This window comes from Bifidobacterium sp. SO1, assembly GCF_018555335.1.
GTDB lineage: Bacteria > Actinomycetota > Actinomycetes > Actinomycetales > Bifidobacteriaceae > Bifidobacterium > Bifidobacterium simiiventris.
The window spans coordinates 111814-133561 of the sequence record NZ_JAFEJR010000005.1; the positions used below are offsets into that span (position 1 = coordinate 111814).

Below are 21748 nucleotides of genomic sequence, written 5' to 3' on the forward strand. Positions count from 1 at the left end.
TCTCACTGCGCTCGACAGCTCCCTCAGCCGAGGGAGCCGAGATCGAAGAAGGAGATCGTCATGTCCATTCCGCTGATTCTGGCATCGAAGTCGAAGCCGCGCCGCGACGTGCTGTATTCGGCCGGCATCTGCCCGACCATCCGCGTCTCGCACGTTGACGAGCCGGCCGCACTCGAACGCGCCGCTGCGGCCGCCGGATGCGATGTGGACGATCTGACCGTCGACAAGCGCGTCGCGATCCTCGCCGAAGCCAAGGCGCAGGCCGTCCATCAGGCGTACCGCAACGTCGCCGACACGGCCGCGGCGGCGACCGGCGAACGGGTCATCGCATACCCGCTGCAGACCGCCGAGCCTGCTGCTGACCAGCCGTCCGAATCCGCTGACGAAGGAACTGTTGCCGACGCGACTGCGACTGGCGGCGAATCCCCGCGCGACATCCTCATCGCCAAACTCACCAACGACCAGCCGAACGCGCACGACGCCGACATCAACGCGACGACCCGCGACTTCTCCGGCGTCGACGTGCCGACTCAGACCGAACCGATCTCCAACATCGTCGCCATGCAGCCGGGGCTCACGCACGCGCAGGTCGGCCCGCTCATCGTCGGCTGTGACTCGATGTTCCTGTTCGACGGCGAATGCTACGGCAAGCCGCACAGCGTCGAGGTCGCGCGCGAACGGCTCAAGGCGATGCGCGGGCATACCGGCGAATTGTGGACCGGTCACTGCCTGATCGACTTCGCGACCGGCCGCGTCGTGCGCGGCGTGAGCTACGCGAAGATCCACTTCTGCAACTACTCCGACCACGACATCGAACGGTATCTGGCCACCGGCGAACCGCTCGAAGTCGCCGGCTCGTTCACGCTCGAGGGCTTCGGCGGCGCGTTCATCGACAGCATCGAAGGCGATCCGCACGGCGTGATCGGCATCAGCCTGCCGCTGCTGCGCGAGCTGGTCGGCCAACTCGGCATCGAATGGACCGACCTGTGGAACGTGGAGCGCGGCGAACTGTTCCCGAACGGCAAGTCCGATCCGTCGAGTCTGGTGCCGCCGGCGGAGAACGTGCATCAGCCGGGCGACGGCTGGGTCGACTGCATGTGCGGGCGGCGTCATTGGGGGCTGAACGGGGCGTCCGGCGTGCTATTGGCGCGGCGGGATGCGGTGACCGGGGCCGTGACGCACGTCGTGATGCAGCATCGCGCGGTGTGGAGCGCGGAAGGCGGCACGTGGGGCATTCCGGGCGGCGCGACCGCGGACGGCGAATCGCCGATCGAGGGCGCGCTGCGCGAGTCCTACGAGGAGGCGAACATCACGCCCGAAGACATCGAGGTGGTCGGCTCGTGGCGCGAGGACCACGGCAACTGGGCGTACACCACCGTGTTCGCGTTCGAGAAGCCGGGGCATACGGTGGAGCTGCGCGCGAACGACGACGAAAGCATGGAGATCGAGTGGATTCCGATCGACGAGGTGCCGAACCGCAAGTTGCTCACCGCGATGAAGACCGACTGGCCGCGGTTCCGCGCACGGCTTGACGCGATCGCCGCCGCGCATCACGGGGAGTGAGCGTCGACCAGTAGCGACGTACGGCCGGTTTCGCACCGTTGACGGGCCCCGGACCCGTCACACCGGCCATCGTCCATCTCATGCGTGGCGGTTTTCTCTCACCGGCGCAAGCCCAGTGGAAGAAAACCGCCACGTTGCGTTTGACGGGGCCGAGATTCAGCGAGCCGCGTCCACGACGGAACCACGATCGATGAGCGTGGGATCGACGAAGATGTGCCGCGTGGCCGCGTCGGGATGCTGGATGCGCGCGATCAGCGTGTCGATCGCCGCCTCGGCCAGATCCTGTGCCGAGGATCGCAACACCGTAAGCGGGCGTGAACTTGGCGTGGCGAACCCGTCGATCGAGATCAGCGACACATCGTCCGGCACACGTTTGCCGCGGCGTTCCAGCACCTGCGCGATCGCGATCGCCAGATAATCCGAATGCACCAGCATGGCGGTCGTGCCGGTGTCGATGATCCGGTCCACGATCTCGTCCACGCCGTGCGCGTCGTACGGCTGAATGCCGTCGCAGATGAACGGGCAGTCGATGCGTCCCTCGCTGCCGGCGACCAGCTCTCGCCAGCTTTTCTGGATCATGGACGAGGTCGGCGTCTCGCTGAACGCCGCGCCGATGCGTGTATGGCCGTGCTGCAGGAAGTGTACGGCGGCCTTGCGCACGCCGTAGGGATGGTTGGTGCGCACCGAGTCGACGTAGCAGGTGCCGAGCGGCGGTTGATCACGTTCGATCACTACCGTAGGGATTTGCGCATGTTCGATCCATTGCCACGCGCGTTCGCTGGACTGAGGATGCGAGTTGGGAGCGACGATCAGGCCGCAGATGTCCGGGTCCGTAGCGATGCCGGCCATGATCTCGTCGTCCGGCGAGCCTTCGTCGTAGGAGGATTCGCGCACGATCAGGCGCAGTCCGAGTTCTCCGGCGATCGTCCGCATATGGCCGATGACGCCTGGCCAGAAGAAGCTCGGTTCCGGCAGCATGACGCCGATCGCGGGCTGCCCCTTGCCGTATGCGACAGCGGCGGGCGGTGTTGCGGCATGGTTGCCGGTCGCGACGTGCCCGAATGCGGATCGGTCGCCGGATGATGTGGCGCCGGTCGATGTGGGGGCGGCTGTTCCAGCCGGTGCTTGCTGGAACGGTGCCGGTGAGACGGTCGCGACGCTCGTGGAATTGCCGGCTGCCGCGGCGGTGGTCCTGCCATGTCGTGCGGCCGGATCGGTGCCGTCGCCGACGGACATTGCGCCGCCTCGGATGCGGCGCAGCAGGCCGGCGTCGGCCAGTTCGCCCAGATCGCGACGGATGGTGATCTCCGTGGTGTTGAGTAGTTTGGCGAGTTCCGGCACGGTCGCCACGTTCTGCCGTGTGAGCAGGCTCAGGATCATGTCGCGCCGTTCGGCCGGCAGATAGCTGCGTTTGGCCGTCGCGGCCTCATGTGAGACCGGATCGGCTGCGCCGGTGCCGGTTCCGGCCTGCGCGTCGGCAGTGGCTTCCTTGGACTGTGGCTGTGACATCGTTCCGCTTTCCGAGGTGGCACCGGCTGACTGGCGGGTCGCATGACGGTATGCGAACGGTTCCGTTGAGCGGTGCTGATCATTTTTGCTTATATATTGTACGCGATGATTGCGATTGATCACAGTGCCGTCGATCGAAATACACGACACGATCTATCAAAACTGATTGAAACTGATTAAAAGTGAGTGTATAATCAAAATTGATCAAAATAGAGTGCGTTGTGTGACGGTGGTTCGGTCGCACGGCGCGAGATTCTCAAGGAGAAAGCAATGGCGGTCGCTCCATTCAATGCGCAGGTCGCGCGCAACCCGCTTCGTACCAAGGCCCAGTGCGAACAGGCCCTCATCGATCTGCTCACCCCGGGCATGGAACTGATGATCAAGAACGGACGCTACGGCCGCTTCCGCATGAGCGACTCCGGCGCCGTCTACAGCCAGGACCGCACCTCGTCCGAAGGCTTCGCCCGTCTGCTGTGGGGCCTAGGCCCGCTGTTCCACAACCGCGACAACATCCGCCGCTTCGGCCACTGGTGGCAGTTCACCTGCGAAAGCCTCATCAACTGCACCGATCCGACCCATCCCGACTACTGGGGCGGCGACCTGACCGACTATGACCAGCTGTTCGTCGAAATGGGCGCGATCACCGCGTTCCTGTACGAGACCAAGTCCGAGTTCTGGGATCACCTGACCACCAAGCAGCAGAACAACATCTTCGACTGGCTCGAGCAGGTCAACCATAAGGTCCTGCCGAAGACCAACTGGCTGCTGTTCCGCACGCTCGTCAACAGCTGGTTCGCCGACAACGGCCACGAGGATCACGCCAAGCTCGTGCAGGACGACTTCGACATCACCAACTCGCATTATCTCGGCCACGGCTGGTCGTACGACGGCTATGTCAACCAAATCGACAACTACATCCCGTTTGCATACCAATTCTTCACACTCGTGCTCGTCGGCCTGACCAAGAAGAACGGCAAGCAGGAACAGCTGCTCAAGGAACGCGCGACCGCGTTCGTGCCGAGCTATGCGAACTGGTTCACCGCCGGCGGCGCATGTCTGCCGTACGGCCGTAGCCTCGACTACCGCTTCGCGCAGGCCGCGTTCTGGGCTGCCGCCTCGTTCGCCGGCGTCGAACCTCCGGAAGGTTGGTCGATCGCCGATTTCAAGCACCTGCTGCTGAACAACCTGCGCTGGTGGTTCTCGCAGAACATCTTCCAGTCCGACGGCCTGATCCCGATCGGCTACGCCTACCCGAACATGAACATGGCCGAGGGTTACAACGGCCCGGCCTCCGCCTATTGGGCGCTCAAGACGTTCATCTTCCTGTGCATCCCCGACGACGACCCGTTCTGGCAGGTGCGCGAGGCCGAGGACTTCAAGTTCGAGCCGCTCAAGCTGCAGCCCGAGCCGCGCATGCTCGTCGCCCACAGCGCCACCGGCCGCGAGGTGCAGGCGTTTACCGCCGGCCAGCACAGCCATGAGCACGCGCACGCCAACGCCAAGTACGAGAAGTATGTGTACTCCACCACCTTCGCGTTCTCCGTGCCGAAGGCCGCCGTGCTCCTCAAGCAGGGCGCGTACGACAGCACGCTGGCCGTGAGCGAAAGTGATCATTACTGGCAGACCGCGTACGGTTATGAAGATTATGCGATCCACAACGAGTACGTGTACTCCGAGTGGAAGCCGTGGAAGGACGTCGACATCAAGAACTTCGTCGTGCCGGACATGCCGTGGCACGTGCGCGTCCACGTGATCGACTCGGCGCGTGAACTGCACCTCGCGGAAGGCGGCTTCTCGCTGCCGGACTATGGGGAGACGATCGAGACGGACGTGCCGAACTCCGTGTTCTACCGTACCGAACAAGGAACGATCGGTCTCGTCGGCGCGGAAGGCTTCGACGTGGAACTGTCCACGCCGGAACCGAATGTGAATATTCTGTATCCGAAGACGCGCATCCCGATGCAGACCCGCGTGATCGAGCCCGGCAAGTACGTGTTCGTCTCTCTGTACCTGGGAGATGCGGAAGGCGAGGCCTTCGGCGCCGACGGCAAGCTCGTCGTGCCGGAGTTCTCGCTTGACGGCAACGTGCTGACCGTCGGTCACAAGACCGTCACACTCGCCGAACTGGCGTAACGTAACGCTCATTATTGATCGCCTTCCGCCATGTTCGATCCGGAATGATCCGGCCCGGCATGGCGGAAGGCGTCGTTTCATCCGCACGGTCTGGAAGAATAGCCGGTGACGATATTGGACACAGGCAAAGGGGGCCGACGATGGGGTTGATCATCATCGCCGTTCTGGTTATTCTCGTGGTGCTGGCGCTGTGGGGCGTCAGCGCATACAACGGGCTGGTTACGTTGCGCAACCGCGTCAAAAACGGATGGGCGCAGATCGACGTGCAGCTCAAGCAGCGCGCCGATCTCATCCCGAATCTCGTGGAAACGGTCAAGGGGTATGCCGGCCATGAATCGTCGGTGCTCACGCAGGTGACCGCCGCCCGCGCCGGCGTGGTCGCCGCCGCGTCCAGCGGCGACGTGGTCAAGCGCATGAACGCGGAGAACGAGCTCTCCCGGGCACTGTTCAACCTGCAGGCCACGGTCGAGGCATATCCGCAGCTGCAGGCCAACCAGAACTTCATGGATCTGCAAGGCCAGCTCAAGCAGCTCGAATCGAAGATCGCTTACGCGCGTCAGTTCTACAACGACATCGTCCTCAAGTACAACACGGCCACCGAAACCGTGCCGACCAACATCGTCGCGGGCCTGTTCCGCTTCGAGCAGGCGGACTACTTCCAAGTCGACGAGCCGTCGCGTCAAGCGCCTCAGGTCAAGTTCTGACGGCCACCGGAAGATGGGTGCTGCCGGCACCGTCATCCGGTAATGGTGCTGTCGATGCGTCGTAAACGCATGCGGCCACGGTAGCCGATGCGGCTGCGTGAAGCGGAAAGGGGAAACCGCATGGACGTCAAACGAATCGTCAAATCCGCCGTCATCGCGGCGCTCGTCGTCGTACTGGTCTTCGGAGGCATATTCCTCGCGTCGGTGCTCGACGGCGGTGCCGACCTGAGCTACCGCACGCTCGACTACGAGATGGACGTGCAGGCAGATGGCAGTCTCACAGTCACGCAGCACATTGATATGCGCCTGCGCAAACGTACCGACGATGACGACAACGTGCGTCCTTGGAAACAGCTATACCAGCGCTACGAGCTCAACGGCACGAACCTGTCCGACATCACCGACATCAGCGTGCGCAACGTGACCACCGGGCAAACGTATGCGCAAACCGAACCGCATTTGCCGGACGGCGTCAGCGAACGTGAATGGAACAGCGACTACGCGAACCGCTGGTACATCGCCGACGCGACCGGCGTTTCGCTGAAGCCATACGAGCCAATCAAAGACGGCTATCCGATCGGCAGCGGGCACGGGGGATACAAGACCATCGAAATCGGTTGGAACATCCCCTACACCACCAAAGCAGACAGCCTCAAATTCGACGTGACGTTCACACTGGTCGGCGCGACCACGCTCTACGACGACATCGCCACGTTCAAGTGGGAGCCGTTCGGTGCGTCGAACCAGACGCCGATCGGCAAGGTCACCGGCACCGTGCGCTTCCCGAACGGCATCACGGCCGACAACTCGTGGGCGTGGCTGCACTACAGCGGCACATCCGAAACGGCGCGCGGCGACGGCGGTTCGCTCAGATTCACCGCCTACGACGTGCGTGCGGGGGAGTACCTCGACGTGGTGGCCGCCTGGGATGCGAACGTGGTCAAGGAACCGTCATGGTGGAAGGGAACCGACAACGTCGGCAGCCGATCCGGAAACTGGATACGGCGTGGCAGCGGCGACTATCTCGACTGGCTCAAGCAGGACGAAACACGTCAGGAAACCGTGTGGCGTGACCAGCAGCGAACCCATGCGCGCAATCGTCTGGCCGTAGGATTCGGCTTTGCGATCGTCGGGCTGGCGCTATGCCTGATCGCGGTCGTCTCCGCATTGCGCAGCCACCGCGGCGCCCAATATCGCGGCGACATCGAATACTGGCGCGAACCGCCGGACATCAGCCCGTCATCGGCGGCGCGCATGACCGACGTGCTCGGACTCGAATCTCAGGGGTCGATCAGTTCGCGGCAGATGACCGCCAATGTGCTCTCGCTCGCCTCGAAGAAGGCGATCGCGATCTATCCCGGACCGATGTCGATCTACCGCGGCGTCGATCTCAGTACGGCGAACGCCTCCGACATGGCCATGATGATCGGCTCGAACGCCGCCGACCTGAACGTCGCGTCGAGCACCAGCACGCTCGTCCTGATGCCGGTGTGCTTCGACCGCCAGGCCCGTGAGGGGCTGCAGCTCAGCCAATCCGAAGACGCCACGCTGCGATTGTTCGAAACGATCGGCAAACGCGTGGGCGGCCCGGTGTTCGACCTCGAACGCATGAAATCCGTGTGCACGAACTGGAAGACCGGATACCAGGAACTCGAAAAGTATGAGACCGCATGCTCGAACGAGTTCGCGATGCTCGGCGCGACCCGGTCCTGCGGCGTCGGCGCAACCGTGGCCGGCGGATTCGGCATGGCCGTCTCGATCTTCGCCACGGCGCTCTTCCTCGCATGGAGCAATGCGGCGCTCCTGCTGTGCGTGGCCGCGCCGATCATGTTCTTCAGCATGTTCGCGCTGGCCTGCGCGAAGCACACCGCGCTGACGAAGGCCGGGCAACTGATCGCCGGCCAGGTACGCGGCCTGTACCGATATCTGGTCGACTTCTCCGATTTCTCCGATCGCGGCGCGGCAGATCTGGTGCTGTGGGACCGGTACCTCGTCTACGCTGCGGCATTCGGCATCTCCGAACGCGTGCTGAAGGAACTGGCCAAGGCCTATCCGCAGGTGACCGACCCGTCGTGGTTGGACAGTAACGCCTCCGATTCGCTGCTGTACTGGCATTACCGGCCGTACGGATGGCGTCACGGTTACGGTGCCGGCGTACAGACCGGTCCGTTCTCCGGCAGTGGATTCGACCCGTCGTCGTTCAGCGCGAACATCGGCGACATCGGCGCGCAGCTCGACGCCGGATTCGCCGACATCCGCTCCACGATCGAAGCCGCCGCGCCGTCATCCTCGAGCGGCTCTGGTGGTTCCTTCTCGGGTGGTGGCGGATTCGGCGGTTCCGGCGGCGGCTCGGGCGGCGGTTCCTTCGGCGGTCGCTAGCGCCCGTTCCTGCTGCTCGGCATCTTGTTCCGCGCGATTCCGGGCAAATCCAGCCGCGTCCCTACGCTGGAAGGCGGAACCTATCCGCCGGCATATATCTCAAATCTCAAAGGAGCATCGTCATGCTGCACCGTAATCTCGGCCCGTTCGACACCACCGCCATCGGTCACGGCGAAATGCCGCTGACCATCGAAAACAACCGCGGTCATGATGTCGGCATCGAAACGCTGCACGCCTCGCTCGACGCGGGCTGCCGCCACATCGACACCGCGTGGGCCTACTACACGCCCGGCGAGGAGGAGCAGACCGGCGAAAAGCTCGTCCGCGAAGCCCTCGACACATGGAACGGCCCGAAGGACGAAGTGCTCGTCGCCACCAAGATCGGTCTGCGTCGCGCGTGGGAGGACGGCAAGCCGGTCTGGCCGCGCGACGGCAAGCCGGAACACCTGCTGCGCTACGGCAAGGAATCCGCGATGGCGCTCGGCGTCGACACGATCGACCTGCTGTACATGCACCGCCACGATCCGGAAGTGCCGTACAACGAGTCCATCGAAGCGTTGAAGCAGCTCGTGGACGAAGGCGTCGCGCAGTACGCGGGCGTCTCCAACGTGACCATCGAACAGCTCGACATCGCCCGCGGCATCCTCGGCGACAAGCTCATCGCCGTGCAGAACCAGTATTCGCCGATCCACCTCGACACGCAGGACACGCTCGACTACTGCGCCAAGCTCGGCCTCGCGTTCGTGTGCTGGAGCCCGCTCGGCGGCTACCGCCATCCCTACGACGAGTCCAAGTTCGACCCGTTCCGCGAGGTCGCGGCCAAGCACGGCGTGAGCTACCAGCAGGTCGTGCTCGCATGGGAGCTCGCCAAGGGCGACCACATGTTCGTGATCCCCGGCGCGCACCGCCCCGAAACCATCCTTGACAGCCTCAAGGCCAGCGACCTTCAGCTCGACGACGAAGACTTCGCCAAGCTTGGCTGAGCCGTACTCTTTCTTGGTCCCCCTCGGCTGAGGGGCCGAGCCGTGAAGCAAACGTCGGAGACGTTTGTAGGCGAGGGCGAGACGACAGTCGAGTCGGCAAAACGGCCGAAGGCTCCGTAATTGCAGGTCTTGTCGGCGAAGCCGACTGGGGGAGCGTCAAAACCGACAACATCCCGAGAGATTGAGCGGCTGATCACGCCCCTACTTCGCGGGCGGTGGCGGCCAACGTCGCCGCCGCCCGCGCGAACTCCTCGGGTGTGGTGTACGAATAACTCAGGCGCAGCGAATTGTCGCCCTCGAAGTCATAGATATCGCCCGGATTAAGCAGCACCCCACGATCCAACGCCAGCTGGAACAGTCGGCCGATCTTCACCGGCTGATCGAACGTCAGCCATATATAAAATCCTCCCTGCGGCACCGTCCAATGCGCGCGTCCGCCGAACAGCCGATCCAGCGTCTCGACCGCCGCATCGCGCCGCCGCCGCAGCTCGCGCTTCAGCCCGTCCAAATATTCGTCATACAATCCGCTCGTCAGAAACCTCGCGTACACCCACTGGCTGAGCACGCTCGCGCCGTAATCCATCTGCATCTTCACATCCGCCAGACGGTGCACGATCGAACGGTCGGCCACGATCCAGCCGATGCGCAACCCCGGCGCGAGCGTCTTCGACGCGCTGCCCAACGTGATCACCATGCCGGTCTTGTCCAACGATTTGAGCGGCGTGGGGGCGCCCGCGGCGTTGTTCGCGTCGCTATGGCCGTCGCCGTCGCCAAAATACAGATCCTGATACGCGCCGTCCTCGATGATCGGCAACCGGTTCGCCACGCAGCAGTCGATCAGCTCGCGCCGCCGCACCTCGCTCATCGTGATGCCGGTCGGATTATGGTTCGTCGGGATCGTATACAGCACCGCATTGCCGGGTCGCACGTCCTTCCGGCCGAAGCGCGGCGTCAACACGGCCGTCGGAACGGTCCCGTCGACTTCATGCGCGGTCGTCGTATCGTTCAGCATCCCGCGCAACGCTGCGACGTCCAGTCCGTCGTCGTCCATCGGAACGCCGGCCAGCCGCATTCCCGCCGACTGGAACACCTGCAACGACTTGATGTAGCTCGGTGCCTCCGCGATCACCGTCGATCCGGCTGATAACAGGCTCACTGAAATCATTTGCAACGCCTGCAACGCGCCCGAAGTCACGAGAATCTGCTCGGCATCGCAATCGATACCGGTCGCGCGCATATGCGCGGCGATCGCCTCGCGCAGTACGGGCATGCCTTCCGGCGCGGGGTAGCCGATCGAATCGATCTCGTCCGCGGCTTCGCCGGCCACGCGCCGCCACATGTCGCGCGGGAACAGGCGAGGATCGAGCTCGCCCGTGCCGAGGCGCGTGATGCCGGGCGCGAACTCCATGCGGTTGATGGTCTGGATCGTCGCGTTGTTCGCCTTGAAGAAGCCGGACGACACGTAGTCGGCCCAATCGGGCGCACCGGGCAGCATCAGCGACCACGTGTTGCTCACGATGCGCGTGCCCGCGCCGTGCAGTCCCTCGACGATGCCGTAGTCGGCCAGTTCGTTGATCGCGGCGATCACGGTGGAGCGGTTCACGTGGAACTGTTCCGCCAACGTTCGCTGCGACGGCAGCCGCGATCCGATCGGCCATGCGCCGCTGGAAATTCGGCGGCACATGTAGTCCACGATCTGCTCGGTGACGGGCGTTGGTGAGGTGCGGTCGGGTTGCCAGTCGATGACGAGTGGTGCGGTACGGGGCATGGGTTGGCTCGATTCTGCGGGGTGCCTATGTGATGTTGGCCGTTCGCCGGTCGCATCCTTCCGTGCCGGCCCTGTGCGTCTCGCAATGGTGACGCCGGTGCTCGGCCGATAGGCCGCACGCGTGGTTTGGTTGGTGTTGGCGATGAATGTTTGGCTGGTTGCCGATTGTAGTCGCGTTCGTAGAATACAGGGTGGCTGTTATGAAATCAGTGGTTTTGCTGATCCGGTTTGGTTGATTTGGCTGGGTGTATATGAGCCAGCCAAACCGGATTGGCTGACTGCGTGCGGCATGCGTGACGAATGCAAGGAGCGACGGGCATGGGGTTCTATCTGCAAGGGCTGACGATGGGATTGGCGTACATCGCGCCGATCGGCATGCAGAACCTGTTCGTCATCAATTCGGCGCTCACCCGCACGCGTCGCAATGCGCTTATCACCGCACTCATCGTCATCTGCTTCGATATGGCGTTGTCGCTGTCCTGCTTCTTCGGTGTGGGCGCGCTCATGCAGGCGCATCCGGCGTTGCAGACCGTTGTGCTCGGTGTCGGGGGACTGGTTGTGGTGAAGATCGGGCTCGGACTGGTGTTTCCGAAGAAGGCGGCCGTCGAGTCGCCCGCGTCGGCATCTGCGTCGGCGTCGTCCGCCCATGGCGTTGCGGGAGCTTCCGTAGCGCCGGCCAGGCACCTTGGCGTGCGTGGATTGCTTGACACGATCGGTACCGCGTGCGCGGTCACGTGGTTTAACCCGCAGGCCATCATCGACGGCACGTTGATGCTCGGCGCATTCAGCGCCACCTTGAGCGCGCAGGAATCCACCCCGTTCATCACCGGCGTGGAAACCGCGTCCGTGCTGTGGTTCCTGACCCTCACTCTCGTCATCAACGCCTTCGCGCACAGGTTCAGCCCGAAGATCATCGCCGTGCTCAACCGCGTGTGCGGCGGCGTCATCGCCCTGTACGGCGTCAAGCTCCTCGCCGACTTCGCTCTTTCCGTGCTCTGAGGGGGGCGCCTGCAACCCCGACGGCACAAACGTACAGGAATGGTCCCTCGGTGTACGTTCGTGCCGAAACCATCTGCACGAACGTACATATAAATGCCGTTGCCGTACGTTTGTGCAGAAGGTTCCGGCACAAACGTACACGGAGACGATGCCGGTGTACGTTTGTGCCGATCGCGTGATCTGGGGACCGTTCGTCGGAAGGGTTCGGGCGGGTGCGGTACTGCTTACTCCGCCTTGAGCGTCGGCTTCTTGGTGCGGGAACGGATCGCGGCGTTGTGCGGCACCGGATGCGGGCACGGCATCGAGAACACGTGAGCCGGATTGTTGATCGATTCGACCCAATGGCCGTCCGCGTCACGGAACCCGCCCGCCGGCACGGTGTAGGCGAACGGGCGCTCGCCCGGCAGCAGGAATTCGATCTCCTGGCCGGCCTCGATCTTGTTGCGGCTCATCAGCGTCACTCGGCCGCCCTCGTCCGGTGTCCAGTCGAGTACCTCGCCCACCACCATCCACGCGCGGAAATACGCGGAACGGTCGGTGTTCTGGCTCACCTTGTGCTCCGGATAGTAGAAGCCGGTCGAATAGTCGCGGTGCGCGACCTTGTCGGGCTCCTCGAGCAGCCAGTCGGGCAGCTTGACCGGTTCGGCCGGGCGCACCCGCGCGTGATGCCAGCCCTCGGGCAGCACCTCTTCGGCCGTGTTCGACTTGCGACGCGCGCTGCGGGCGCGATAGCTCAGGTCGTCAAGCTGCGAGCCGCCGGCCGCTCGAGCCGCCGCGTCCTCAACTGCCGGCGCGTTATTCGCGTTCTCGCCCGCTTCATCCGCATTTCCGCCGAATTCGAGTCCCATGTCACCGCCCGGCATGCCCGCGAACGCCTTATCCGCATTGCGCTCGATCGCATCGTCCGCGACCTCTGTGAAATCCGGGTCGTCCGGCCGTACCACGCGGTCGCGGAACGGCTTCAACACCGCGCCGGAGGCATCCTCGAACCCGCGCTGCACCATGTACTCGTTCACCGCAATTTTGTATGCGTTCGTCATCGCCGCGATGTAATACGCCGACTTCGACCGGCCCTCGATCTTCAGGCTCGTCGCGCCCGAATCGATCAGGTCATCGATGTGGTCGAGCATGCACATGTCCTGTGAATTGAACAGGTACGCGCCTTCCGAGGTCTGCTCGATCGGGAAGTACTGCCCGGGCCGCTTCTCCTCGACGATCGAATACTTCCAGCGGCACGGCTGCGCGCATTCGCCGTGGTTGCCGTCGCGGCCGGTCAGGTAGTTGGAGAACAGGCAACGGCCGGAGAACGCCATGCACATCGCGCCGTGCACGAAGCATTCGATGTCCATGTCGTCGGGGATGCGCGCGCGGATGTCGCGCACGGCCTGCAGATCCATCTCGCGGGCGAGTACGACGCGGCGCGCGCCGAACTCGTAGAGCGCCTGCGCCGCGCCGTAGTTGGTCACGCCGGCCTGCGTGGAGACGTGTAATTCCACGTCGGGCGCGATCTGGTGCGCCATCATCATCACGCCGATGTCGGTGACGATCATCGCGTCGATGCCGGTGTCCTTGAGCTGGCCGATGTATTCGCGCATCGCCTCGACCTCGGCGTTGCGCGGCAGCACGTTGAGCGTCACGTATACGCGCGCCCCGCGTTCGTGGGCGTAGCGCGCGCCCTCTTCGAAGTCCGCCAAGCTCAGGTTCTTCGGGGCGGAGCGCATACCGAACGCCTTGCCGCCGCAGTAGACGGCGTCCGCGCCGAAGTCCACCGCGGTCTTCAGTCCGCGCAGGTTGCCGGCGGGCGCGAGCACTTCGGGCTTGTGGCGGCGCGGCAGCCGGGGCGTGCCGGTCGGGCCGGTCGCAGGGGTCAGGGAAGCAGTCGATTCGTCAATAAGCACCAGACCAGTGTAGACGGGAACCGGTACGGTCCGATCTGCGGCGATGGGATGGCGGCGGATGGTTGTGGGCGGTCGCGGATGGCGGCGGACGGCCGCGATGGCGGCGTATGCCGGTCGCATGCCGCGCGTTCGATCTCGCGATATTTTTTGTGCGTTTTTGGTAGAACGTGGTTGAAAATGTTCCGTCGTGATATACTGGATGACGGAGCTGGGACGATGCGGCGACGCCGTGAAAACGGTGCTGTGACGTGCCGTCGCAGGACATTCCGCGAGTCCCGACATGGATACAAGGAGACTATCATGACGACCATTCTGGTCACCGGCGGTGCCGGATACATCGGTTCGCACACCGACGTCGAACTGCTTGAGCAGGGCTACGACGTCGTCTGCGTCGACAACTACTGCAACTCCTCCCCGAAGTCGCTCGAGCGCGTCGAGGAGATCACCGGCAAGAAGGTCAAGGCATACGAGGGCGACGTGCGCGACGAGGCCTTTATGGACAAGGTCTTCGCCGAGAACCACATCGACTGGGTCATCCACTTCGCATCCCTCAAGTCGGTCGGCGAGTCCGTCGCCAAGCCGATCGAGTACTACGACAACAACCTCAACAGCACCATCGTGCTGCTCAAGGTCATGCGCAAGCACGACGTGAAGAAGATCATCTTCTCCTCGTCCGCCACCGTGTACGGCACCCCGAAGGAGCTGCCGATCACCGAGGAGACCCCGACCGGCGGCACCACCAACCCGTACGGCACCACCAAGCTGTTCGAGGAGCAGATCCTGCGCGACGTGCATGTGGCCGACGATTCGTGGACCGTCGTCATCCTGCGCTACTTCAACCCGGTCGGCGCGCATCCGTCCGGACTCATCGGCGAGGACCCGAAGGGCATCCCGGCCAACCTCACCCCGTACGTCGCCAAGGTCGCCATCGGCGAGCTCAAGGCCGTGCAGGTCATGGGCGACGACTACGACACCCCCGACGGCACCGGCGTGCGCGACTACATCCACGTCGTCGACCTCGCCAAGGGCCACGTCGCGGTCATCGGCAAGATCGACAAGCCGGGCGTGTTCACCTACAACCTCGGCACCGGCCACGGCTACTCCGTGCTGCAGGTCATCAAGGCGTACGAGAAGGCCGCCGGCCACGAGATCCCGTACGTGATCGTGCCGCGCCGCCCCGGCGACATCGCCGCGTGCTACGCCGACTCGTCCAAGGCCGAGCGCGAGCTGGGCTGGAAGGCCGAGCTGGGCATCGACGACATGGCCGCGTCCTCGATGAACTGGCAGACCAAGAACCCGAACGGCTACCGCGACGCCGAGTGAGTCGGTCCGCTGCGGCGGATCGGCAGGCCGGATGATCGAAAGTGATCGATTGCGGTCGACAATGACGACGGTCGGTGAACCGGTCGACTGACCTGCCGGCTGATCGACGACCATATGACAGTGGCTCTTGCGTGAGATCGTTCACGCAAGAGCCACTGTCATATTCATATGTATCGGTTACGCGTCGGGAACCGAAGGATAGGACGTTGGAATGCCGTGGTCGTGCGGATTTCCAACGTCCCGGGCGTGCGGACTTCCCGCATTCCGGCGATATGCCGCCGGTTCGGCTCCGGTGACTGCCGTGAGCTACCGGAGCAGCCAGGCGGTCGCATCCGCGGGCAGCATGCCGTCCGGCAGCTCGACAGAGGAGAGGATCACCTCGCCGCCGGCCACGGCCTCGGCCAACACCACCGGATCGGAACCGAAGTTGGTGACGGACACGAATGTACGCGCGTCATCGTCGGCGGACGGACGCGAATAGGCGATCACGTCGTCGCCAAGATCGAGCCAGTCGAACGAATCGGCGTCACCGGTCGCGGTCAGCAGCTGCGCGCGCAACGCCATCACGCGGCGGTACAGGTTCAGCATCGACCCGTCGTCCGCGGCCTCGACGTCGGCCGCGTAATCCTTGAACCACAACGGCTGCGGCAGGTGCGGATCGGCTGCGGCCTCGCCGCTCACCGTCGTGCCGGCACCGGTCTGCACGGACGGCGAGAAGCCGAACGATGCCCCCGTACCGAACTCGTGCGGCAGCCCCGTCGACCACGATGCCACTGCCGGCATGTCCGCGGCCGACCACGGTAGCGGCACGCGGCAACCGTCGCGGCCCTTGTCGGTGAAGTTGCGCAGCGTGTTGAACGGCGTCGGGTCCTCCAGCCGATCCCACGGAATGTCCGCGACCTCCGGCAGACCAAGCTCCTCGCCCTGGTAGACATACACCGAACCGGGCAGGCCCATCTCCATCATTATGGCGGCGCGGGCGCGGCGCTCGCCCAGCGCACGGTCCTCCTCATACGAGCAGCCGTTGCGCAGCAGCCAGTCGTGCGCGATCTGGTGATACGGCGCTCGCGCGACCTGCGGCAAGCCGTAGCGCGATACGCTGCGCGGCACGTCGTGATTGTTCATCACCCACGTGGTCGTCGAACCGTTGGTTTCGGCCGCCGACGCCAACCCTTCCGCGATGGCCGCACGGAACTCGCCGGCCTCCCAGTTGGCCTTCGCGAACTCGAAGTTGAACACCTGGCCCAGTTCGCTGGTGCTCGCGTACAGGTGCTGGTGTTCGGGCACGACCCATGCCTCGCCGACCGCGAACCGTGGTGGATCGTACTCGTTGAACACCTCGCGCCACTCATGGTAGATGTCGTGCACCTCCGGCCGGTCCCACAGCGGGCTGGTGCCGTCGTGGCACAGCGCGTCCTGCACGGTGTTGGCCGGCATGTCCGCGAGCGGCGTGGACTCGAGATCCTTGGCGAGGCCGTGCGCCACGTCGATGCGGAAACCGTCGGTGCCGTGGTCGGACCAGAACCGCAGCGTCTTGATGAACTCCGCGTGGATGTCGGGGTTGTTCCAGTTGACGTCCGGCTGCTCCTTGGTGAATATGTGCAGGTACCACTGGCCGTCCGGCACACGCTCCCACGCGGGGCCGCCGAACATGGCCTGCCAGTCGTTCGGCGGCAGTTCGCCGTTCGGGCCGCGGCCTTCGCGGAAGATGTAACGGTCGCGCTCGGGGGAACCGGGCGCGGCGGCGAGGGCGGCCTGGAACAGCTCGTGCTTGTTCGACGTGTGGTTCGGCACGATGTCGACGATGATCTTGATGCCGGCCTCGTGCGCGGCGGCGGCCATCGCGTCGAAGTCGGCCATCGTGCCGAGGCGCGGGTCGACGTCGCGGTAGTCGATCACGTCGTAGCCGCCGTCCGCCAGGTCGGACGGGTAGAACGGGCTGAGCCAGATCGCGTCCACACCGAGTTCCTTGAGATACGGCATTTTTTCGGTGACGCCGGCGATGTCGCCGAGTCCGTCGCCGTTCACGTCCTTGAAACTGCGCGGGTACACCTGATAGACGACGGCCTGCTTCCACCAGTCGTCGCGAAGATTGTTCGCTGTCATGGGCCGATCCGTTCCTTTCCTGCGTGGGTTGCGCGTTGAGCGTTGTGCGTTGTGCGCGGGGCTGTTCGGCTAGTATTGATGACAACGATATCATTACGTGGCGCACGGCTGCGTTGCGGTGCCGGCGTCGCGCCGTGCCGTAACGACGAACACCGCGGTCGGTTGCGATCGCGAACGATTGCGGTGCGTGACATGTGTGACGACGTATGCAGTCGGTGCAGAAAGGACGATGACGTGGGCTTTCTTTCGCCGGATTCCGGATTCATGCGGGGGCTTTCGGACATGGTCGACGCGATCTGGATCAATATCCTGATGGTGATCGCCGGACTGCCGATCATCACGATCGGGGCGGCGGTGACCGCCGGCACCGACGCCGCGCGGCGCTCGCTGGAGGGCGAGGGACACGTGACCGCGAATTATTTCCGTGCGTTCCGTTCGAACTTCGGCAGGGCGACGCTGCTGTGGCTGCCGTTCCTGGCGGTCGGATGCGGGCTGGCATATGCGTGGGTGGTGCTGCAGATCACGCCGCTGCTGGTGCCGAAGTTCGCGTTCACGATCCTGTGGCTGATCGGATTCGAGTGGGTGTTCGCTCTGCAGGCGCGGTTCGAGAACCCGGTGATGAGAACGTTTGCGAATGCATACGTAATCGGCGTGAGCAGCATCGGATACACTCTCGCGATGATCGCGATCGATCTGGTGTTCGCTGCGGTACTTGTAGCCAGCGTGATCTACCTTCCCGGTGCCGCCCCGCTGCTGATCCTGCTCGGCTACGGTTCCATGCTCATGATCCACATCCCCATCCTCGAACACGCCCTGCGCCGATACCGGTGATCACAGCCTGTTGGATGGATCCCCGGTGAACGGGCATGATGGCGGCGCCGGTGATGTGGATTGCCGTATGAGTTATCCACATCGGTTTTGCGGTACAAGAAAGGCGGTATTCTGCGGAAATTGACCGTTCGACCACATGGGTCGAAAAATCGCTGGTGAGCGGCCGCAATCGTCTATGCTTACCCTACTTGGCTTCACGGGGGAAGCCGGGGCGGCACGGATGCCGCGTGTGCCGTATGGACGAGCGATTGGCGGTTTCTTGACTGCCGGAAAGGCGATGTACTATGGATTTGTATTCAAATCTGCTGTATGAATCGGAGGAAAAAATGAAGGCGGTTGATCTGATCGACAATCTGGTTCCCATCAGCGTGTTCAACCACGGCGGTGCGAGCAAGGCGTTCGCAAAAGTCGGCAACGACAAGCCGGTCGTGGTGCTGAAGAACAACCAGCCGGCCGCCGTCATCATCAGCATGGACGACTACAAGCGGTTCACCGAGGCCGAAGAGGACTTCGCGCTGTACCTCGAGGCGATGGAACGCGAAAAGCACGACGACGGTACGCGGCTGAGTCGCGAAGACGTCTTCGGCAAGAATTACCAGCCAATCGATGATGGGTATGAGGTGGAATTCGAATGAGCGATTGGACTGTGGAATTCACCAAAGATGCATGTAAGGACACCGGGAAATTGCGCGAGCCCACAAAAAGCCATGTGTATCTCGCGTTGGACAAGGTGTCGCGTAATCCGTTGCCGTTCACTGAAGGCGGCTACGGCAAACCATTAGGCAACAAGCGTGGGGATAATCTCACCGGATGTTTCAAAATCAAACTCAAAGGCGACGGCATCCGCGTGATCTACCGGTTGGAGCGAGCCGAATCGGTGATGCGCGTCATCATCGTCTCGGTGCGCGACGAAGCCGCAGTATACAAGGAGGCCGTGCGTCGGCTTGGATGAGTGCCGGCACATGAACATATATTCGTGGGTGGTTGCGCAGCGTGTGCCGAGCAGCCACCCATACCGTCATATACGCTGAAATACTGAGGACTGGTTACTTCTCGCCGCGCATGACGGCAGACAGGGAGAGCACGCGCGGGTCGGCGAAGACCTCGTCGGTGTGGACGACGTGGCCGTCCGAATCGGTCAGCGGGATGCGCCAGTTCGGGTATTCGCTCGACGTGCCCGGCTGGTTGACCGACTGGCGTTGCCCGACGCCGTCCATCAGCGTGGCCTGACGCAGCAGCGATGGCGTGTCCAGCAGCATGCGGTGCATCGCCTCGACGATGTCCTGGATATGCGCCTCGACGTTGTCGGCGGCGACATCGTTCGCAACATCGGCAGCAAGCCATCCGCCATCGGTCAGTAGTTCGATCATCGCACGCCGCTCAGCCTCGGCCGACGCTTGGAACTCTTCGACCGACGACGACAGCAGCCCCAGCTCCTTGCGCAGCTTCACATGCTCGAACTCGAGATATCCCGCGGTCGGCGGCAGGTCATGCGTGGTGACCGACGCCATCGCCTGCCTGCGGTAGTCGCTCGGCGGCGAATACGGGTCGCCCGCGTTCGGCGAATTGTCCACGCGCGAGAACCATTCCACATCCGTGCCGAACACGCCATGCGCTGCGAGCACGTCGCGAACGTAGTCAGGCACCGTGCCCAGATCCTCGCCGATCACCATGCCGTTCGCGCGTGTTGCCTCGATGGCCAGCACGGCGAGCATCGCCTCATGGTTGTATGTCACGTACGCGCCGCCCTTCGCGCCCTTGCCCTGCGGAATCCACCACAGGCGGAACAGGCCGAGCACATGGTCGATGCGCACCGCGCCGGCATGCGCGAACATGGCGTGCACCATCTCGCGGTACACGCGGTAGCCGGTCTCCTCCAGATGATGCGGGTTGAACGGCGGTTGCCCCCAATCCTGACCTTGCTGGTTGTAAAAGTCCGGCGGGCAGCCGACCGTCACGCCGCCCAGCGCGAAACGCTCCGGATTCCACCACGCGTCCACGCCGAGCATGTGCACGCCCACGGCCATGTCCTGCATCAGGCCGAGCGCCATGCCCGACTCCTTCGCGGCGGTCTGCGCGGCGGCCACTTGCTCGTCCGCGATCCACTGCAGCCAGCGGTTGAACTCGAACAGATCGCGGTGCTCGGCCACCAGCTCGGCCACCTCGGGCGAGTCTCGATCATACTTGTCGTGCCACGAATCCGGTTCCCACGGCGCGCCCCACACCTCGAACGCGACGCACCATGTGGCGAACGCGTCCAGATCGGGGCCGGCCTGTTCCTTGAACCGCTCGAACGCGGCCTTGCGATCGTTGGCGATGCCATCGTTGGCTTGTGCAGCAGCATGGTCGAAGATGATGCGCAGCGCTGTACGCTTCGCATCCCACGACGCGTTGATGTCGATCGGCTGCGGATCGTCGTTGCGGGCGGCGACTGAGTCATGCAGCGCGTCGACGCGCGCTCGTTCGGAGGCCGGCAGCGTCGCGTATTCGGGGATGTCCTGCGGCCGGATGTACGTGACGTTGAGGAAGCGCCGCGATTCCGGCAGGTACGGCGACGGCTCGAGCGGCGGAATCGGCGCGCACGCGTGAATCGGGTTGATGAGCAGGAAGTCGGCGCCGGATTTGGCGCCCGCGTCGGCGGCGAGACGACGCAGGTCGCCGTAGTCGCCCACGCCCCACGATTCGGCGGAACGCGTGGTGTACAGCTGGTCCATCCAACCCCAACGCGGGCGTTCGGCCACGGCGGCCGGCACGGGGATGCTCGCCGGCGCGACGATCAGCGTCGCCTCCTCGTGACGTTCGCCGTACGTCACGCGCAGCGTGTGGTAGCCGATCGGCAGGTCGTCGGGCAGGATGAGGAAGCGGTCGCCCGAATCGATGCTGGGTAGGATATCGGCCTGGTCGGCGTGCGATTCGTGGCCGTCCTCGAAGAGGATCGTCGCATTCGGTTCGTCGTCGATGCTGCCGGGATTGCCAACGGTTGCGTTATTGTCGCCGCAGTGCAGGGTGATCGTGACGGATTTGCCTTCGGTGATGACAATGGTCGGCTCAGGCAGCAAACGTTCGCTCTTGGCGGCTTCGATCGCGGTGAGGGACTGCTTGATCGCGGCGTCGCTGGAGGCGTCGATGCCGAGCGCGGCGAGCACGTTGACGAGTACGTCGTCTTCGATCTCGACGTAGGTGCCGAGCTGGTCGATGTATGAGGTGGAGACGCCGCCCGCCTTGGCGAGGCGGATCAGCGGTCGGGCAAGCCGCTCGGGACTTTCGGTGCGCGGCTTGGAAGGTGTGGCCATGTGGGTGCTCCTTAGCATTCGGTTGTGGCGTTCCCGGCACGTTCGGACGCGGCGGCGGCTATGCCCGCCGTGCCTCGACTGCGTGGCCCGGCTGCGCCCGGTGTGCAAGTATCGTTATCAACTACCATACTGCATGATGACATCGTTTGCAATATATGCGGTGTTTTGTGCCGTGAAAAGCTTGATATTTCACTAAAAAACCGAATGAATAACCTTGTCATTTCCTTGTGCGTTCCCTGCTGTTCATGCGCTTATGCGG

At 63.8% G+C, this 21748-nt stretch carries 15 protein-coding genes; 10 read left to right on the forward strand and 5 right to left on the reverse strand.

What is annotated here, in order from left to right; genetic code table 11:
- Positions 1–60 precede the first annotated feature (60 nt).
- Complete coding sequence (locus JS541_RS06285; RefSeq protein ID WP_214373606.1) at positions 61–1563, forward strand: Maf family protein; 1503 nt, start codon at positions 61–63, stop codon at positions 1561–1563.
- 156 nt (positions 1564–1719) lie between these two features.
- Here JS541_RS06285 and JS541_RS06290 read toward each other — a convergent pair whose 3' ends face one another.
- Positions 1720–3072, reverse strand: coding sequence for a substrate-binding domain-containing protein (locus JS541_RS06290; RefSeq protein WP_214373607.1), 1353 nt, complete (start codon positions 3070–3072; stop codon positions 1720–1722).
- A 270-nt stretch (positions 3073–3342) separates the two neighbouring features.
- Between JS541_RS06290 and JS541_RS06295 the strand changes: the two genes are divergently transcribed.
- The 4 genes from JS541_RS06295 to JS541_RS06310 all read left to right on the forward strand — a co-directional run bounded on the left by JS541_RS06295 (position 3343) and on the right by JS541_RS06310 (position 9271).
- Positions 3343–5205: a DUF2264 domain-containing protein gene (locus JS541_RS06295; RefSeq protein ID WP_214373608.1), complete on the forward strand. Its 1863-nt coding sequence runs from the start codon at positions 3343–3345 to the stop codon at positions 5203–5205.
- A 140-nt stretch (positions 5206–5345) separates the two neighbouring features.
- Complete coding sequence (locus JS541_RS06300) at positions 5346–5909, forward strand: LemA family protein (RefSeq protein WP_214373609.1); 564 nt, start codon at positions 5346–5348, stop codon at positions 5907–5909.
- A 120-nt stretch (positions 5910–6029) separates the two neighbouring features.
- Positions 6030–8288 carry a DUF2207 domain-containing protein gene (locus tag JS541_RS06305; protein WP_214373610.1) on the forward strand — a complete coding sequence of 753 codons (2259 nt, stop codon included), beginning with the start codon at positions 6030–6032 and terminating at the stop codon, positions 8286–8288.
- Between the two features lie 122 nt (positions 8289–8410).
- Positions 8411–9271, forward strand: a complete 861-nt coding sequence (locus JS541_RS06310; protein WP_214373611.1) for an aldo/keto reductase — start codon at positions 8411–8413, stop codon at positions 9269–9271.
- 193 nt (positions 9272–9464) lie between these two features.
- Here the strand turns inward: JS541_RS06310 and JS541_RS06315 are convergent, their stop codons facing one another.
- Positions 9465–11039, reverse strand: coding sequence for a PLP-dependent aminotransferase family protein (locus JS541_RS06315; protein WP_214373612.1), 1575 nt, complete (start codon positions 11037–11039; stop codon positions 9465–9467).
- Between the two features lie 318 nt (positions 11040–11357).
- Between JS541_RS06315 and JS541_RS06320 the strand changes: the two genes are divergently transcribed.
- Entirely contained in the window at positions 11358–12038 is a 681-nt protein-coding gene (locus JS541_RS06320) for a LysE family transporter (RefSeq protein WP_214373613.1), read from the forward strand.
- Positions 12039–12262: 224 nt separating this feature from the next.
- Here JS541_RS06320 and JS541_RS06325 read toward each other — a convergent pair whose 3' ends face one another.
- Positions 12263–13873: a U32 family peptidase gene (locus tag JS541_RS06325; RefSeq protein WP_214373642.1), complete on the reverse strand. Its 1611-nt coding sequence runs from the start codon at positions 13871–13873 to the stop codon at positions 12263–12265.
- 363 nt (positions 13874–14236) lie between these two features.
- Between JS541_RS06325 and galE the strand changes: the two genes are divergently transcribed.
- Entirely contained in the window at positions 14237–15259 is a 1023-nt protein-coding gene (galE, locus tag JS541_RS06330; protein WP_214373614.1) for a UDP-glucose 4-epimerase GalE, read from the forward strand.
- Between the two features lie 306 nt (positions 15260–15565).
- Here galE and JS541_RS06335 read toward each other — a convergent pair whose 3' ends face one another.
- Complete coding sequence (locus JS541_RS06335; RefSeq protein ID WP_214373615.1) at positions 15566–17365, reverse strand: glycoside hydrolase family 13 protein; 1800 nt, start codon at positions 17363–17365, stop codon at positions 15566–15568.
- Between the two features lie 234 nt (positions 17366–17599).
- Here JS541_RS06335 and JS541_RS06340 point away from each other — a divergent pair, with 234 nt between their 5' ends.
- The 3 genes from JS541_RS06340 to JS541_RS06350 all read left to right on the forward strand — a co-directional run bounded on the left by JS541_RS06340 (position 17600) and on the right by JS541_RS06350 (position 19148).
- On the forward strand, positions 17600–18196 hold the full coding sequence (locus JS541_RS06340; protein WP_214373616.1) for a DUF624 domain-containing protein: 597 nt from the start codon (positions 17600–17602) through the stop codon (positions 18194–18196).
- 284 nt (positions 18197–18480) lie between these two features.
- The gene (locus JS541_RS06345) at positions 18481–18831 is read left to right on the forward strand and encodes a type II toxin-antitoxin system prevent-host-death family antitoxin (protein ID WP_240539259.1); all 351 of its coding nucleotides are present in this window, start codon (positions 18481–18483) and stop codon (positions 18829–18831) included.
- Positions 18832–18881: 50 nt separating this feature from the next.
- Positions 18882–19148, forward strand: coding sequence for a type II toxin-antitoxin system RelE/ParE family toxin (locus tag JS541_RS06350; RefSeq protein ID WP_240539260.1), 267 nt, complete (start codon positions 18882–18884; stop codon positions 19146–19148).
- 94 nt (positions 19149–19242) lie between these two features.
- Here JS541_RS06350 and malQ read toward each other — a convergent pair whose 3' ends face one another.
- Complete coding sequence (gene malQ, locus JS541_RS06355; RefSeq protein WP_346428291.1) at positions 19243–21489, reverse strand: 4-alpha-glucanotransferase; 2247 nt, start codon at positions 21487–21489, stop codon at positions 19243–19245.
- Positions 21490–21748 lie beyond the last annotated feature (259 nt).

What these genes read in the sequence shown, in the direction of transcription:
- JS541_RS06285 (WP_214373606.1), top strand. Translation starts at nt 61, where the DNA reads ATGTCCATTCCGCTGATTCTGGCATCGAAGTCGAAGCCGCGCCGCGAC.
- JS541_RS06290 (WP_214373607.1), bottom strand. Translation starts at nt 3,072, where the DNA reads ATGTCACAGCCACAGTCCAAGGAAGCCACTGCCGACGCGCAGGCCGGA.
- JS541_RS06295 (WP_214373608.1), top strand. Translation starts at nt 3,343, where the DNA reads ATGGCGGTCGCTCCATTCAATGCGCAGGTCGCGCGCAACCCGCTTCGT.
- JS541_RS06300 (WP_214373609.1), top strand. Translation starts at nt 5,346, where the DNA reads ATGGGGTTGATCATCATCGCCGTTCTGGTTATTCTCGTGGTGCTGGCG.
- JS541_RS06305 (WP_214373610.1), top strand. Translation starts at nt 6,030, where the DNA reads ATGGACGTCAAACGAATCGTCAAATCCGCCGTCATCGCGGCGCTCGTC.
- JS541_RS06310 (WP_214373611.1), top strand. Translation starts at nt 8,411, where the DNA reads ATGCTGCACCGTAATCTCGGCCCGTTCGACACCACCGCCATCGGTCAC.
- JS541_RS06315 (WP_214373612.1), bottom strand. Translation starts at nt 11,039, where the DNA reads ATGCCCCGTACCGCACCACTCGTCATCGACTGGCAACCCGACCGCACC.
- JS541_RS06320 (WP_214373613.1), top strand. Translation starts at nt 11,358, where the DNA reads ATGGGGTTCTATCTGCAAGGGCTGACGATGGGATTGGCGTACATCGCG.
- galE (WP_214373614.1), top strand. Translation starts at nt 14,237, where the DNA reads ATGACGACCATTCTGGTCACCGGCGGTGCCGGATACATCGGTTCGCAC.
- JS541_RS06335 (WP_214373615.1), bottom strand. Translation starts at nt 17,365, where the DNA reads ATGACAGCGAACAATCTTCGCGACGACTGGTGGAAGCAGGCCGTCGTC.
- JS541_RS06345 (WP_240539259.1), top strand. Translation starts at nt 18,481, where the DNA reads ATGGATTTGTATTCAAATCTGCTGTATGAATCGGAGGAAAAAATGAAG.
- malQ (WP_346428291.1), bottom strand. Translation starts at nt 21,489, where the DNA reads ATGGCCACACCTTCCAAGCCGCGCACCGAAAGTCCCGAGCGGCTTGCC.